The 14,131-nt window shown below is 61.9% G+C and carries 14 protein-coding genes and 2 pseudogenes; 6 read left to right on the forward strand and 10 right to left on the reverse strand.

The window, feature by feature from the left end:
• Positions 1-179 (forward strand): annotated as a pseudogene (locus FS320_RS50895) (IS481 family transposase); the annotation flags it as partial.
• Here the strand turns inward: FS320_RS50895 and FS320_RS50900 are convergent.
• From FS320_RS50900 to FS320_RS27155, 3 genes and pseudogenes are all read right to left on the reverse strand, one after another.
• Positions 174-371, reverse strand: a pseudogene (locus FS320_RS50900) (hypothetical protein); the annotation flags it as partial. The pseudogenes FS320_RS50895 and FS320_RS50900 sit on opposite strands and share 6 nt — an antisense overlap.
• A 97-nt stretch (positions 372-468) precedes the next feature.
• Complete coding sequence (gene murJ, locus FS320_RS27150) at positions 469-1,995, reverse strand: murein biosynthesis integral membrane protein MurJ (RefSeq protein ID WP_152715208.1); 1,527 nt, start codon at positions 1,993-1,995, stop codon at positions 469-471.
• A 5-nt stretch (positions 1,996-2,000) separates the two neighbouring features.
• Positions 2,001-2,987, reverse strand: coding sequence for a glycosyltransferase (locus tag FS320_RS27155; RefSeq protein WP_162003269.1), 987 nt, complete (start codon positions 2,985-2,987; stop codon positions 2,001-2,003).
• Positions 2,988-3,083: 96 nt separating this feature from the next.
• Between FS320_RS27155 and FS320_RS27160 the strand changes: the two genes are divergently transcribed.
• Positions 3,084-3,935: a ChbG/HpnK family deacetylase gene (locus FS320_RS27160; protein WP_152715210.1), complete on the forward strand. Its 852-nt coding sequence runs from the start codon at positions 3,084-3,086 to the stop codon at positions 3,933-3,935.
• Between the two features lie 4 nt (positions 3,936-3,939).
• Here FS320_RS27160 and FS320_RS27165 read toward each other — a convergent pair whose 3' ends face one another.
• Together FS320_RS27165 and FS320_RS27170 are read right to left on the reverse strand one after the other, a co-directional pair.
• Positions 3,940-4,419: a DUF2938 family protein gene (locus FS320_RS27165; RefSeq protein ID WP_162003270.1), complete on the reverse strand. Its 480-nt coding sequence runs from the start codon at positions 4,417-4,419 to the stop codon at positions 3,940-3,942.
• A 70-nt stretch (positions 4,420-4,489) separates the two neighbouring features.
• Positions 4,490-5,089, reverse strand: a complete 600-nt coding sequence (locus tag FS320_RS27170; protein WP_152715214.1) for a superoxide dismutase — start codon at positions 5,087-5,089, stop codon at positions 4,490-4,492.
• Between the two features lie 285 nt (positions 5,090-5,374).
• On the opposite strand from FS320_RS27170, the gene FS320_RS27175 reads away from it, so the two are divergent.
• Positions 5,375-6,325: a hypothetical protein gene (locus FS320_RS27175; protein WP_152715216.1), complete on the forward strand. Its 951-nt coding sequence runs from the start codon at positions 5,375-5,377 to the stop codon at positions 6,323-6,325.
• Here the strand turns inward: FS320_RS27175 and FS320_RS27180 are convergent.
• From FS320_RS27180 to FS320_RS50905, 3 genes are read right to left on the reverse strand one after another with little or no spacing between them, the layout of a single operon-like run.
• Complete coding sequence (locus FS320_RS27180; RefSeq protein ID WP_152715218.1) at positions 6,318-6,872, reverse strand: hydrolase; 555 nt, start codon at positions 6,870-6,872, stop codon at positions 6,318-6,320. The two genes, FS320_RS27175 and FS320_RS27180, sit on opposite strands and share 8 nt — an antisense overlap.
• Positions 6,873-6,878: 6 nt before the next feature.
• On the reverse strand, positions 6,879-8,780 hold the full coding sequence (locus FS320_RS27185) for a PAS domain-containing protein (RefSeq protein WP_152715220.1): 1,902 nt from the start codon (positions 8,778-8,780) through the stop codon (positions 6,879-6,881).
• On the reverse strand, positions 8,675-8,995 hold the full coding sequence (locus tag FS320_RS50905; RefSeq protein WP_420846777.1) for a PAS domain-containing protein: 321 nt from the start codon (positions 8,993-8,995) through the stop codon (positions 8,675-8,677). Before FS320_RS50905 ends, FS320_RS27185 begins: the two co-directional genes overlap by 106 nt.
• Between FS320_RS50905 and FS320_RS48370 the strand changes: the two genes are divergently transcribed.
• Positions 8,912-9,247, forward strand: a complete 336-nt coding sequence (locus tag FS320_RS48370; protein WP_244627415.1) for a hypothetical protein — start codon at positions 8,912-8,914, stop codon at positions 9,245-9,247. The two genes, FS320_RS50905 and FS320_RS48370, sit on opposite strands and share 84 nt — an antisense overlap.
• Before the next feature lie 105 nt (positions 9,248-9,352).
• Here the strand turns inward: FS320_RS48370 and FS320_RS27195 are convergent, their stop codons facing one another.
• Complete coding sequence (locus FS320_RS27195) at positions 9,353-11,464, reverse strand: S9 family peptidase (protein WP_152715225.1); 2,112 nt, start codon at positions 11,462-11,464, stop codon at positions 9,353-9,355.
• 422 nt (positions 11,465-11,886) lie between these two features.
• Between FS320_RS27195 and FS320_RS27200 the strand changes: the two genes are divergently transcribed.
• On the forward strand, positions 11,887-12,321 hold the full coding sequence (locus FS320_RS27200) for a Ros/MucR family transcriptional regulator (RefSeq protein ID WP_152715227.1): 435 nt from the start codon (positions 11,887-11,889) through the stop codon (positions 12,319-12,321).
• A gap of 21 nt (positions 12,322-12,342) precedes the next feature.
• On the opposite strand, the gene ftrA is transcribed toward FS320_RS27200, so the two are convergent.
• Complete coding sequence (gene ftrA / locus FS320_RS27205; RefSeq protein WP_152715229.1) at positions 12,343-13,362, reverse strand: transcriptional regulator FtrA; 1,020 nt, start codon at positions 13,360-13,362, stop codon at positions 12,343-12,345.
• Between the two features lie 88 nt (positions 13,363-13,450).
• Here ftrA and FS320_RS27210 point away from each other — a divergent pair, with 88 nt between their 5' ends.
• A complete protein-coding gene (locus tag FS320_RS27210) occupies positions 13,451-13,885 on the forward strand; it encodes a rhodanese-like domain-containing protein (RefSeq protein ID WP_152715231.1) in 435 nt (144 codons plus the stop codon).
• The last annotated feature ends 246 nt before the right edge of the window (positions 13,886-14,131 follow it).

The raw sequence follows: 14,131 nt of genomic DNA on the forward strand, positions 1-14,131 counted from the left end.
ATAACAGAAGACGTCAACGCGTGCTCAAGGGGCGATCCCCGGATGAGGTTGTGCGAAGCCGCCTGGCTGCCGAGCCGAAGCTCGCCAACCGCCGCTACAAGCCACCCGATGCAGACGCGTTGCCGCCCGCCCTCCAGGTCATCGCTCATGCCAAGGAGGTCTCGCATCCAGACAGCTAGGAACGGCCCGGCAGGCAGGGTCTTGGGATCGACATAGAGCTGACCGAGGCCCGGCAGGAAGTCGGGCAGCTTCACGAGTTCGCTCACCTTCTTGTAGGCCCCCGTCGGTGGAGCCTTCTCGACCTGATCGGCGGCCAAGGCCGGCAAGGCAAGCGTCAGGATTCCAATCGCAGCAGCGAAGCGGAAGATCATGATGTCATCCTCTCTCTGGGCCAGGCAATTCCCGGCACATCCGATTGGATGGAATCTCAGTCGAGAAGTTCCCGAACATCTCTCACCATTGGGGGTATCAGCGTCGCGACAGCCGAACTCCCAGCACCTTGAGGCCTGCCAGCAGCACGCTGCCATAGATCAGGGCACCGGCGGCGCCAAGAACGGCAAGCAGGATCTCGTTGCGCCAGGCCGGGAGAGCGGCGGTCCATTCTGCGAGAGGCACGGGCGCAAACCACGCGAAGGCGGCAAGCAGCAGGCTTGCGGCGGCGACCGCAGCCGACGTGCGGCCCAAGGTACGGCTCGGATCCATCCAGTCCCGGCGCATGGCGAGGATCACGAGGAGGCCGAGATTGACCCAGATGCCGATGGCGGTGGCGAGCGACAGGCCGACGACCCCGTAGGGGCCGGTCAGAACGATCTTCAGCGCCACGTTGACGGCAACCGCCGTGAGCGAGGCGATGAGCGGCGTCACCGTATCGGAGCGGGAATAGAAGCTCGCCACGGCCGATCGGATGAGGACGGCGGCGGGCAGGCCGACGGCATAGGCCGCGAGCACCGCGCCGGAGCGCTGGGCGGCAGCCGCATCGAAGGCGCCGCGCTGGAACAGGGCCGACATGATGAGATCCGGCATAGTCAGGAAGGCCACGACGAAGGGTGCCGCGAGAGCCAATGTCAGCCCCACCGCCCGGTTCTGGGCGCCATGGGCTGCCGCAACATCGCCCGCGGCGATCCGGCGGCTCATCTCCGGCAGGAGCACGGTGCCGGCCGCGATGCCGATCACCCCGAGAGGCAGCTGATAGATGCGGTCGGCATAATAGAGCGAGGCCACCGCACCTGTGGGCAGGAAGGAAGCGATGATCGTGTCGGCGAACATGGCGAGCTGCACGCCTGCCGAGCCGATCACGGCCGGGCCGAGGATCCTGAAGAAGTGCTTCATGGCCGGGTCGAGGCGCGGCGCCTCGATCTCGGGCGCAATGTTCAGCCGCTTGGCCGAGACCCAGACCAGCAGCAGTTCGAGCACGCCCGCGACCGTGACACCCCAAGCCGCCGCATAACCGGCATTGGGGAACAGGAAAGCGACAGCGAGAGCCGCCACGATGGAGACGTTGAGCAGGACGGGGGCCGCGGCGGCGGCGGCAAACCGCTCATGCGCGTTGAGGATGGCGGAGAGGATCGTCACCAGGGTAACGAAGAGGAGATAGGGGAAGGTGATGCGGGTGAGCGTCACCGCCAGATCGAATTTCGCCGGGTCCTCCGAGAAGCCGGGAGCGAGCAGGGTCACCACCACCGGCATCGCGAAGAGCGCCAGCACGAGGAGCACGACCTGCACGATCAGCATGAGGGTGCTGATGCGGCTGGCAAACGACCGGGCCGGCGAGGCCCCCTGCGTTTCCAGGACTCTCGCATAGGTGGGCAGGAACGCGCTGTTGAAGGCGCCCTCGCTGAAGATGGCCCGGAAATGGTTCGGGATGCGGGAAGCGACCACGAAGGCATCGGCGATGGGGCCGACGCCCATGACGGCCGCAATCACCACGTCGCGGATGAATCCGGTGAGGCGCGAGACAAGCGTCCAGCCGCCGACGGAGAGGATTTTTCGGAACATCGCTGTCAGGCCCGGCGCATGCGGTAGTTTTCGGGAACGAGGTCACTCGAGACTTCCGCCGCGCCGCCGATCCGCTCCGCCACCACATAAAGCGGCCGTCGCTTCACCTCCGCGAAGATGCGGCCGACATATTCGCCGACCACGCCGAGTGACATGAGCTGGATGCCGGAAAAGAACATGATCGAGACGATCAGGCTCGGGAAGCCGGGGAGGTCTGTGCCGAACAGGAGCGTGCGGATCACGAAGAACACGGCGGTGGCGATCGACAGGATCGAGATCAGGAAGCCGATATAGGTCCAGATCCGCAGCGGCACCGTCGAGAAGGCGGCAATGCCGTCGAAGGCGAAGCGGAAGAGCGTCCTGAAGCTCCATTTCGAGTTGCCGAACTGGCGCTCTTCCACCACGAAGGGCACACCGGTCGCCTTGAAGCCGATCCAGGCATAGAGGCCCTTCGAGAAGCGGGCCTTTTCGCCGAGGGTCCGCAGCACCTCGACGCCCTTGCGGTCGATGAGGCGGAAATCGCCTGCGCCTTCGGGCAGGCCGATTTCGCCGAAGCGGGAGAAAAGCTGATAGAACAGATGGGCGAAGCCGCGCTTGACGCGGGTTTCGTCGGAGCGGTCTGTGCGCTGCCCGTAGACCATGAGATAGCCGTCCCGCCAACGCTCCACGAAGGTCTCGATCATCTCCGGCGGATGCTGCAGGTCCGCATCCATGATCACCACGGCTTCGCCCTGTGCATGATCGAGCCCGGCCGCGATGGCGATTTCCTTGCCGAAATTGCGGCTGAAGGAGACGGCGCCGATGCGAGGCTCGGCGCGTCTGATCTCCTTGATCTTGTCCAGGGTATCGTCCCGGCTGCCGTCATCGATGAAGATCACCTCCCAGACAGAAGTGATCCGGCTGAGGATGGGGAGCAGGCGCTCGCACAGCGGTGCGATGTTCGCGCTCTCGTTGTGCACGGGGATGATGACGCTGAGCTGAGGCGACGCCACTGGAAAGACCCTTGATTATCGGGCTGCATCAAGAGCCGAGTTTGCGCCTTTGCTCAAGGGCATTAGGGTGCGGCAAAGCCGATTTTAAGGACAATCATGAGTTCCTTCCGTTCCGTAATACTCTGCGCCGATGATTTCGGCCTTGCCGATGGGGTCAGCCGGGGCATCGTGGAACTGGCGGAGATGGGCCGTTTGTCCGCGACCGGAGCGATGACCAACATGCCCGGTTTGCGCCGGATGGCGCGGAGCCTGATGCCTCTCCGTGATCGGATTGCGGTCGGGTTGCACCTCAATTTCACCGCGGGCACACCTTTGGGACCGATGCCGAGGCTTGCGCCCTTAGGGGCCTTTCCGGCCTTGAAGGACCTGCTGCCGAAGGCCTTGAAACGGCAATTGCCCGATAGCGAAATCGCTGAGGAAATCAGCCGCCAGATCGAAGCCTTCGAGGAGGCCTTCGGCGACGCACCCGCCTTCGTCGACGGCCACCAGCATGTCCATGTCCTGCCGGCGATCAGGCCGGCTCTGATCCAGGCTCTGAAGGCGAGGGGCTATGCCGGGCGCGTGTGGCTGCGCGATCCCTCGGACAAAGCCATGGCGATCCTGCGCCGACCCATCGGGCGCAGCAAGGCACTGATCGTCAAATCCCTAGCCCGCGGCTTTGCTCGAAGCGCCCATGCGGCGGGCTTCCGGACGAACAAGGGCTTTTCGGGCTTTGCCCCACTCGACCTCTCGGTGCCAGTGGCCCGCGTCTTCGAAGAAGCCTTCTCGAAACTCGGAGCCCACCCCCTGGTCATGTGCCATCCGGGCTATGTGGATGACGAGTTGCGGGCCCTCGACCCGGCGCTGGAAAGCCGGGTGGAGGAGCTGAACTATCTGAAGTCCGACGCTTTTCGCGACTTGCTGGAGGAGCGGGGATTGAGACTCGTCCCGCGACCTGAGGCTTCCTGATGCCTCAGCGGATGAGAAGGGCACTCGCGTAGAGGCCCAGTCCGAAAACCACGTGTCCGGCGATGTTCAGAGCCCTGATCTGGTTCGCATTGGGCCGTCTCGAAGCAGCGATGCCTGCTCCCATGCCGGGTTGAAGCAGGAACCAGCCCGCGCCGACCGTTACAAGGCCGACGAGCAAGGCGGGCATCAGGGTCGGCTCCTGACGCCAGTGGACGGGCACGAGAGCGAGAAGGACGGCGGCAAACAGGACGCCGACCGCGTAGTGGCCGATCCAGCCCACCGCCCGCTCAGAGGCGAAGGGCCGGGCTTTCGCGATGTCCTCGTGATACACCGTTCCGCGGGCAAGATGATAAAACCAACGGCCGACCGGACCCCAGTTCGCGCCGGGCAATCCGAAGACATGCTTCAGAAACAGTCCCCACAGGTCGAAGATTGCCGTTGCGCCAATCCCGATCAGGAGGGAGCGGTACAGGAAGTCGATCACGGTCCGATCTCCATGGGAGTGACATGAAACGGGCCTCCGAAGAGGCCCGTCCGACGTATGGCTGTTTCGCTTACTTGGTCGCGTTCTCGTACATCTCCTCGACATGCTCCCAGTTCACGAGATTGTCGAGGAAGGCCTTGAGGTAGTCGGGCCGGCGGTTGCGGTAGTCGATGTAGTAGGAGTGCTCCCACACGTCGCAGCCGAGGATCGGCTGGGCGCCGTGAACGAGCGGGTTCTCACCGTTCGGGGTCTTCATGATGGTGATCTTGCCGTCCTTCACAGCAAGCCAGGCCCAGCCGGAGCCGAACTGGCCGACGCCGGCCTGGATGAAGTCCTCCTTCATCTTGTCGACCGAGCCGAGGTCCTCGACGATCTTCTTCTCGAGCTTGCCGGGAAGGGCGCCGCCGCCATTGGGCTTCATCCACAGCCAGAAATGGATGTGATTGTAATGCTGCCCGGCATTGTTGAAGAGGGCCTGGTTCTTGCCGTAGGAGCCTTCCACGACCTCCTCGACGCTCTTGCCCTCGAATTCCGTGCCTTTCAGCAGGTTGTTGCCGGTGTTGACGTAAGCCGCATGATGCTTGTCGTGGTGAAACTCCAGGGTTTCCTTCGATATGTAGGGCTGCAGAGCATCATAAGCATAAGGCAGTTCGGGCAGAGTGAACGACATCGGGGTCTCCTTTGGATTGAGCGACCTGAAGCGTTAGTTAAAGCGCCACCTGCCCAAGAGCAACGGCCGAGCTGCGGACTTTTTTCTGCTCAAGCTTCCCAGCCGGTTGTCTTTTGCCTATAGAGGCATAGCTTTGCCTTGATTATCTTAGCGCATCGTGCGGAAAAGTGGATCCGGTTTTCCGCCCCAACGATGCGCCCTTATAGGGGGAGCATCGGATTGGATCCCAAAAGTGGGGTCCACTTTTGGGTCCGATGCTCTGGGTTTGCGTATGATGGAGACGGCATGATCATCGCTCTTCTGGCCCTCGCTTTTGCGATGATCGTTGGTGGGCTGCTCGCCGCTTTCTTTGGATGGGATATCGTTCTGGTCGAGCGCGGCTGGACGATGGTGATCGCCGGCAGCATCACGGCCGCGAGTGGCGCGATTCTGCTCGGCATCGCCGCCGCCGTCTCCAAGCTGGCGAAGATCGAGAAGCGCCTGTTGCAGCTCCAGGGCGGCTTCGACAAAGAAGCCCTTCTCGGGACGCCGAAATCATCGAAGAGACTTTCGCTTGCGGCGCTCTCCGGGGGCCTCGTGGCCGGAAAGACGGCCGCCGAGACTGACGACGGCGAGCGTCCCGATGACGCGCAGGCCACCCTTCCGCTCTTCGAGGATGAGGGCAAGCACGAGCCGATCAAGGAGGAGATAGAGGCTGCCAAATGGCCAGAGGAACCCAAAGTTCCCGACACTCTTCCGTCGTTCCCACCCAGGACAGGCCCGTCCTCTGCATCGTCCCATGAAGAAGACGAACTGGACATGAAGGTGCCCGACTTCCTTTTGGCGGAACGGGCGCGCGATGAGGACGAAGAGCCGCGCGTCAGTGACGGTGCCGACATCTATCATCGCGACCTGGATGAGCGTGGGCCCGAGCCGCGCGATCTCGACGAACGTGACGAGCGTCCGGAGCCGGTTATCGAGATCGTGTCGGATCTTGAGCCGGAGCCCGATCGCGAGCCTGCCGTCACGACGGACGCCGAAAGGGAAGCGGAACTCGAAGGCGAGACCGCTTCCGATGCATCGCGTCCTGCCATGGTCGTCGGCACCTACAATTCCGGCGACAATAAGTACGTGATGTTCTCGGATGGCTCCATCGAGGCGCAGACCCCGAGCGGCGTGTTCCGTTTCAAGTCCCTGGACGAGCTGAAGGAGTTCATCGCCGCAGGAGGCGAGGGGAGCCCGTCGTCCTCTATCTGAAGAGGGGAGCCAGCGCGCGGAAATCGTCCGTGGCCGCTTCTCCCATCCACTCGAAGGCGACCATCTCCGTCGTCACCCAATGGCAACCGGCATGAAGAAGCCGCGCGCAGGCGGCGGCAACGCTGTGGTTCGAGCGGCTCGACACAGCATCGGCAACGACGAAGACGTCCAGGCCCGTATTCCGGAATTCCAGAGCGCTTTGCAGCACGCAGATATGGGCTTCGGTTCCACAGATCACGAGCTGATTCAGGCCGCTGCCGCGCAGGGCTGCGATCCGCTCCGCAATCGCGGGGTCGCGGGCGGCGGAGAAGGTGGTTTTGGCCAACGTGACCGTTTCAGGCGGCAGCGCCTCCTGCACCGACGGTACGGTCGGGCCGAGGCCCTTGGGGTACTGTTCCGTCACCGAGACGGGAATTTCCAGCCGCTTGGCAGCTTCCAGCAGGATTTTCACATTCCGGAGGACATTCTCGCCTTCATGGATGGCAGGCATGAGCCGGGCCTGGAGATCGACGACAAGAAGATGAGAGCGTGTCGCGTCGAGCAGCATGGAACCCTACGTGTCCGGATTGAAGGTGGGAGGCTCGGTCGGGATCGGCATCTGCATCGAGAAGTGCAGGCCCTCCTCGATAAAGTTCATGGAGACGTCCGCCTGCAGCTGTGTAGCCAGTACCCGCTGGAGCAGACGTGTGCCGAAGCCTTGGCGGGTGGGTGTGCTGACCCGCGGCCCACCATGCTCCACCCAGGAGAAATGCAGCATCGGGCGCTCCTCTCCCGGCTCCACCCGCCAGCGAACCTCGACCTGCCCGCCGAAGGTGGATAGGGCCCCATGCTTGGCCGCATTCGTGGTCAGCTCATGGATCGCCATGCCGATCGGCACCGCCGCTTCCGAGGGCAGCTCGAGGTGCGGGCCCTCGATGGTGATGCGGTTTCGTGCCTCGTCCTCGTAAGGCCCGAGCTCGGTCTTGACGAGTTCCTCCAGCGCCGCCTTCTGCCATAAATCCTCGGTGAGGAGGTTGTGGGTGCGCGCGAGCGAGACGATGCGACCCACGAAGCCCTGGTAGAACTCGTCGATGCTGGAGGCGGTGCGGGCAGTGGAGCCGACGATGGCCTGGACGGTTGCCAAAGTGTTCTTCACCCGATGGTGGAGTTCGCGAATAAGAAGATTCTGGCGATGCTCCGCATCTTTGTAGCGTGTGATGTCGATATTGACTCCCACCATGCGCAGCGGAGCGCCTTTGTCGTCATAAAAGAACAGCGCAGTCGTATCGATCGTGCGGATGTTTCCGTCGGGGCGCCGGATCCGATAGGCCAAGTTGATCTCGGGGTCATGACGGGCCAACGCCTCTGCTATAGTTCTGTTGGCGGGCTCAAGATCCTTCGGGAGCACTCTTGCCTCCCAACTGGAGAAATCTTCTCCGAACGTGCCCTTCTCAAGGCCGAACAGGCGTTCCTGCTCGGCCGTCCATGTTACCTTACCGGCAGGAACGTCCCAGTCGAACACGCCGATTCCGGCAGCGCGCTGCGCGAGCGACAAACGTTCCTCGCTGATCCGCAAGGCTGCTTCCGTCAGCTTCAAATTATGGATGTCGACGCTCGTGCCGACCCATCCGTTGAACTCTCCCGTGGCGGCATTGTGCACCGGGGCTGCCCGGATGATATGCCAGCGATACTCCCCTTCCGCCGAGCGGTAGCGGACCTCGGTCGTATAAGGGATTTCATTGGCCATGACGGGTTTCAGCTCCTCGGTCATTCTCGCCCAGTCGTCCGGGTGAATGGCAGCTGTCCAGCTATGTCCCAGCGCGCCTTCCGGAGGCAGGCCCGAGTAGGTGACCCATCGTTCGTTCGTGTAGGTCAATTCCAGGTTCGGCTTAACGATCCACACGAGAGCTGGGAGCGACTCCGCGATGAGCTTGAACCGCGCTTCGGTTTCGCGAAGTTTCGTCTCGGCCCGGACTTTCTCTATCGCCAGCCAAGTGCGTTCCGCCACATCTTCGACAAGTGCGATCTCGTCGCTCGTCCAGTCACGCGGCACCGATGAATAGACGTAGAATTCGGCGATGAAACGCCCGTTCTTGTGAATAGGAACGGCGAAACCCGACCGCGCGTTGATGGTGCTGTAGAAGGCTTGAAGAGCAGGGTCGTCGAGGCGCGGGTCCGTTCTCACATCGTTGATGATGGCGGGTTGTCCGCGCTTTAACAACTCGATGATCGGGCTGGCCTGCTGGTCGATCTTTTCAACCTTGCCTTCATTGGTAATGAGCCCCCAGGACCACTCGCGTTCAACGATGATGACGCCGCGATCCTGATAGACTTCGCCATAGCCTGCGGTGTCGACCTTCAGAAGTTCGCTCACATTGCGTGCGGCGATCTCCATGATTTCGTATTGGTCGTCGATATTGCTGAGCTGGTCGTTGAGCTTGAGGAGGAACTCTTGGCGGCGTTGGGCTTGGCCCATTTCCTCCCTGATTTTCTGCCGCTCCTTGATATCCTGCAGCACGCCGACGAAACTTGTAGGCTTGTTACCCTCATAGATGATGCCCCACGCACGTGAACATGGCCGATGCTTCCGTCAGCCCTCAGGATGCGATGCTCGATATTGAAATCCGTCTTGGTGCGGAGCGCATAGGCGATCGCCTGGTTGATGCGCTCGAGGTCGGCCGGATGGAACATGGCCTGCAGTTCGGCATGGGTGAGCTTTGCGTCCGACGGGAGCCCGAGATAGGCCTTGAAGACGGCTGTGCCCGTGATCTCGCCAGTCTCCAGATCCCGCTCCCATGCGCCAAGCCGGGCAATGTCGAGGGCCATTCTCAACTTGAAGTTGCTGGAGCGCAGCGCTCCCTCCGCCAGAGCCAAGCGAGATTCCAGCTCTGCGATACGTTGCTTATCGCCTTCCTGAGAGGCGATATCGTCCTCAGCCGTTAGACTGCCGCGCTTGATCATTGGTCTGTACTCTCATAGTCTTGTACGCTCTGCGGCTTGGTGCAGCGGCTTCTCTCAAGGTGTTATGTTTTCACATAGCGCATCGAGTCAGTTCTGGAACCCTTCAATGCATCGAATGGCAAAGGTATAGGCAAGGGCGACCTCCTCAAGCCGATCGAAACGACCGGCGGCACCGGCGTGTCCGGCCTCCATGTTGAGTTTGAGCACGACCGGACCCCCGCCCGTCATGGTGGCCCTTAGCCTTGCGACCCATTTCGCGGGCTCCCAATAGGTGACGCGAGGGTCTGTGAGACCGGCGAGCGCCAGGATTGCCGGATAGGCATGAGGCTTCACGTTGTCATAGGGCGAATAGGACAGGATCGACTGGAAAGCCGCATCGTCCGCGGCCGGATTGCCCCATTCCGGCCATTCCGGCGGGGTGAGGGGCAGTTCGCTGTCGAGCATGGTGTTGAGCACGTCGACGAACGGCACCTCGGCGATGATTCCCGCAAAGAGGTCCGGTGCCAGGTTGGCGACCGCTCCCATGAGCATGCCGCCCGCACTGCCGCCATGGGCGACGATGCGTCCGCGGGAGGTGTAGCCCGCCTGGATGAGAGCCTCGCCGCAGGCGATGAAGTCCTTGAACGTGTTCGTCTTCTTCTCACGCTTGCCGTCCATGTACCAGCGCCAGCCTTTTTCCGTGCCGCCCCGGATATGGGCGATGGCATAGACGAAGCCACGATCGACGAGGGACAGGATTCCGGTACGAAAGCTCGCGGGCATGGACATGCCGTAGGAACCATATCCATAAAGCAGGCATGGCGCGGAGCCATCGAGCGCGACCTCGCGCCGGTGCACGAGCGAGATGGGAACCTGTTCGCCATCGGGAGCCGTCGCAAACAATCGGCGGGTCACGTAATCCGCCGGGTTGTGGCCGCTCGGCACTTCCTGCCGCTTGCGAAGCGTGCGCTCCCCGGTGCGCAAATGATAATCGATCACCTCGCTCGGCGTCGTCATCGACGAGTAATGGTAGCGGATGACGTCCGTGTCGAATTCGTAGCCGGCCGAGAAGCCGAGCGAATACGCTTCCTCCTCGAAGGCGATGCTCTCTTCGCGGCCTGTTGCGAATTCCCGCAGCACGATGCGGGGATTTGCATTCTCCCGCTCGAGGCGCACGAGATAGCGGGCAAGCGCAACCACGGAGAGGATCATCGTGCCGGGTCGATAGGGCAAGAGATCCTTCCAATGGGCCCGTCCCGGCGTCGCGACGGGCGCCATGACGATCTTGAAGTCCTCGGAGCCATCCGCATTGGTGAGGATGATCAGGCTGTCACCGTGATGCTCCACGTCGTATTTCAGCTTCGGCGTGCGCGGCTCGACGAGCCGTGGCGATGCCGATGCGTCCGTCCGGTCGAGCAGCCAGATTTCGGAGGTTTCGTGGTCGCTCGCCTCGATGAGGACGAAGGCGTTCGACTGCGTGATGCCGAGCTTCACGAAAAAGCCGGGGTCCTTCTCCTCGTAGATCACCTGATCCTGCTCGGCGCTTGAACCGAGAAGATGGCGTTTGACGCGCACGGGACGGTGGTTTTCGTCGAGTTCGACGTAGTAGAAGCCGGAAGAATCGTTGAGCCATACGGCGCCGCCCGATGTTTGCGCGACCTCGTCCGGCAGATCCGCGCCGCTTTCAAGATCTCGCACGCGAATCGTGAAGTATTCCGAACCTTTGATATCTGCACCCCAGGCCATCAGGCGATGGTGAGGCGAGTGATCCGCTCCGCCGAGATCGAAGAAGGGCCGTCCTTCGGCTTCCTTGTCGCCGTCCAGCATGATCGTCTCAGGCCCACCGTCGCGAGGCTGTCTGCAGACGAGGGGATGCTGCCCGCCCTCACGGTAGCGGGTGAAATAGGCGAAGGGCCCATCCGGCTCCGGAACGGTGGAATCGTCCTCCTTGATGCGTCCGCGCATTTCGGCCACGAGGCGGGCCTGAAACTCCTCCGTTCCGGAAAAGGCTGCCGCCGCGTAGGCGTTCTCCTGCTCCAGGACGGTGCGGATGGAAGAATCCAGAACCGAAGGATCCTTGAGAACGTCCTTCCAATTCTCTGCCTTCAACCACGCATAATCGTCCTGGATCCGAGTGCCATGCACTTCGAAGACATGCGGTTTCGCCGGGATCGACGGAGCCGCAGGCAAGGGATGGAGGGGAAGCCGTTCAATATTCATGAAATTATCCAGGCAAATCATCAAGAGGCGGGATTATGCACAGATAACGGAGATTGCCCATGATGGGTCCGCTTGGGCTTTGGGGACCTCAATCGTGCAAAATAAGTGCCTTTCTAGTTACTTCTTCGGGTCGAAAGGATGAAATTAATGTGTTCAAAGCCTTAACCTATGGCGGAAGGCATTAACGGTTCAACGTAGGTTTATTGCATAGTGAAAGTTGATATGAAGTTTTCCAAAGTTTTCCTTTTGCACATCTTGCAATGCGGCTCGATTTGACATACTTGGACGAGCGAGCACGACTTCTGTGCAAGTACGGTGCGGCTCAAGCAAGAGGCAAGCATTGCTTCAGACGAGAATGCTCAAATTTAGGTTGAAATGCTTTTTTGAGCGATTCTAAAGAGCCGGAAAGGAAGAAAATCAAAATGAGCGACAACATCGCTGCTTCGAACTACATTGAGCTGGCTGCAGATATCGTTTCGGCCTACGTGAGCAATAATTCTGTTCCTTCGGGCGATCTGCCGACGTTGATCAGCGACGTCCATTCGGCTCTTCTGCGTGTCGGGGGCGGCACCGTGGAAGTGCCCGTCGAGGCGCCGAAGCCGGCGATTCCGGTGAAGAAGTCCGTCACGCCGGACTACATCGTCTGCCTCGAGGATGGCAAGAAGTTCAAGTCGCTGAAGCGCCATCTGCGCACGCAGTACAACATGACGCCCGAGCAGTACCGCGAGAAGTGGGCTCTGCCTGTCGATTACCCGATGGTGGCTCCCAACTACGCGAAGGCTCGCTCGGAACTCGCCAAGGAAATGGGCCTCGGTCAGCAGCGCCGTAAGCGCCGTTCCTCGCGCAGCAGCAGCTAAGGTCAGCCTTCCGAGCTGAAATCAGCCGCCCCAAGGGGCGGCTTTTTGCTTTTTCGGGCCTGACATGTCCGCGGCCCGCGTTGCTTCCGAAGCGAACCGGTTGCGGTAGGCCGCAGGGCTCGTGCCGAGCCGCGCCCGGAAATGGTGGCGAAGGGTGGCTGCGGAGCCGAAACCGGTCGCATTGGCAATGCTCTCGATGGAATGGCCCGTGGTCTCCAGCAATTCCCGTGCGCGGACCAGGCGCTCCGTGAGCAGCCATTCCCCCGGCGGCAGGCCGGTCGCGGCCTTGAAGCGGCGTAGAAAGGTGCGCACGCTCATTCCGGCCTCGGCGGCCAGGTCGGCGACCGGCTGCTCCTCGCCAAGGCGTGCCCGCATATTGTCGAAGAGGGGCGCGAACCGACGGCCCTCGCGCGCCGGCGGCACGGGCCGCTCGATGAACTGCGCCTGTCCGCCTTCGCGATGGGGCGGCACCACGAGGCGGCGGGCGAGGCGGTTGGCGATCTCGGGTCCGAAATCGGCGCGCACCACATGGAGGCAGAGATCGATGCCGGCGGCGCTGCCGGCCGAGGTCAGCACTCTGCCTTCGTCCACATAGAGAACATCCGGCTCCACCTTGATATCGGGATAGGCCTGGGAGAGTTGCTCCACGTGATGCCAGTGCGTGGTCGCCCGCTTGCCGGACAGAAGTCCCGTTGCGGCAAGCGCGAAGACGCCGGAGCAGATGGACATGAGGCGCGCGCCTCGCGCATGGGCCCGTTGCAAGGCGGCGATCAGCGCCGGAGGCACGGGCTCCTTGGACGCTCCGCGCCAGCCTGGGATGACGATGGTGTCGGCCTGGTCCAGCAATTCAAGCCCGCCATCCGCCATGATCTGGAAGCCCCCGATGGCCCGTAGGGGTCCGGGCTCGATGGCGCAGACCGCGAAGCGGTACCAGTCCGGTCCCATCTCAGGCCGGGGCAGGCCGAAGATCTCGACGGCGATGCCGAATTCGAAAGTACTCAAACGGTCATAGGCGAGAGCGACGACGAAGCGGTTTGGCATGATGTTTACGTCTGTTGGCGGAAGCGCCACTTTTCACCATGACGCCTCTGCGGAATTCTGGCGACGGCTTTTTCACAAGGAGGTTGTCATGCCAACGAGTTCCGTCGCCGCCATTCCCGCGGCTGCTCCGTCCAAGGCTGCGGAGCATTTCGCAAGCCGCCTGTCATTCGAGACGGATTGCGCCGACGTGCACGAATCCCTCTCGGGCGGAACCGTCGATTTCGTGCTCATCGATGCACGCGGACCCAAGTCTTACGCGCGCAGCCACGTGCCGGGCGCACTCAGTCTTCCGCATCGGGAGATGACGGCGGAGCGCATGGCCGTCTGGCCCGAGAACACGCTCTTCGTGGTCTATTGCGCCGGTCCGCATTGCAATGGCGCCGACCGCGCGGCCCTGAAGCTGTCGCACCTCGGCCGCCCGGTCAAACTGATGCTCGGCGGCATGACCGGCTGGGCCGATGAGGGATTCCCCTTCGCGCAGGGCTCCGAACCCGAAGCGCCGGCGGTGTCGTCCGCCGCCTGATTCAGGCATGGTCCTTCGCGGTCAAAGGCGAAGGACCAATACGGCCTTTATGCGGGTGAAGCATGTGGCGTCCGACTTATCCTCACTCTTATCAACAGGTTTGAATCTCGTTGACAACTAGAGCGCGTTGACATTCATTTGGTCCAGATGAACGCGCTGACGAGGCAAAGGATTGACATAAACGCCCGTGGGGTCTGTTCGTAGCGCGTGGCGATGCGTCTGAAGTGCTTGATTTTCAGGAAGAAG

Source organism: Microvirga tunisiensis (genome assembly GCF_009296175.1).
GTDB lineage: Bacteria > Pseudomonadota > Alphaproteobacteria > Rhizobiales > Beijerinckiaceae > Microvirga > Microvirga tunisiensis.

Coding starts and splice junctions, on each gene's coding strand:
- FS320_RS50905 (WP_420846777.1), bottom strand. CDS start 8,995: ATGTTCCATCCGGCCGACCTCGAGCGCATCAACCAGGCGATCGCCTAT.
- FS320_RS27200 (WP_152715227.1), top strand. CDS start 11,887: ATGAGCGACAACATCGCTGCTTCGAACTACATTGAGCTGGCTGCAGAT.
- FS320_RS27160 (WP_152715210.1), top strand. CDS start 3,084: ATGAGTTCCTTCCGTTCCGTAATACTCTGCGCCGATGATTTCGGCCTT.
- FS320_RS27195 (WP_152715225.1), bottom strand. CDS start 11,464: ATGAATATTGAACGGCTTCCCCTCCATCCCTTGCCTGCGGCTCCGTCG.
- ftrA (WP_152715229.1), bottom strand. CDS start 13,362: ATGCCAAACCGCTTCGTCGTCGCTCTCGCCTATGACCGTTTGAGTACT.
- murJ (WP_152715208.1), bottom strand. CDS start 1,995: ATGTTCCGAAAAATCCTCTCCGTCGGCGGCTGGACGCTTGTCTCGCGC.
- FS320_RS27175 (WP_152715216.1), top strand. CDS start 5,375: ATGATCATCGCTCTTCTGGCCCTCGCTTTTGCGATGATCGTTGGTGGG.
- FS320_RS48370 (WP_244627415.1), top strand. CDS start 8,912: ATGCTCGATATTGAAATCCGTCTTGGTGCGGAGCGCATAGGCGATCGC.
- FS320_RS27180 (WP_152715218.1), bottom strand. CDS start 6,872: ATGCTGCTCGACGCGACACGCTCTCATCTTCTTGTCGTCGATCTCCAG.
- FS320_RS27170 (WP_152715214.1), bottom strand. CDS start 5,089: ATGTCGTTCACTCTGCCCGAACTGCCTTATGCTTATGATGCTCTGCAG.
- FS320_RS27210 (WP_152715231.1), top strand. CDS start 13,451: ATGCCAACGAGTTCCGTCGCCGCCATTCCCGCGGCTGCTCCGTCCAAG.
- FS320_RS27185 (WP_152715220.1), bottom strand. CDS start 8,780: ATGGGCCAAGCCCAACGCCGCCAAGAGTTCCTCCTCAAGCTCAACGAC.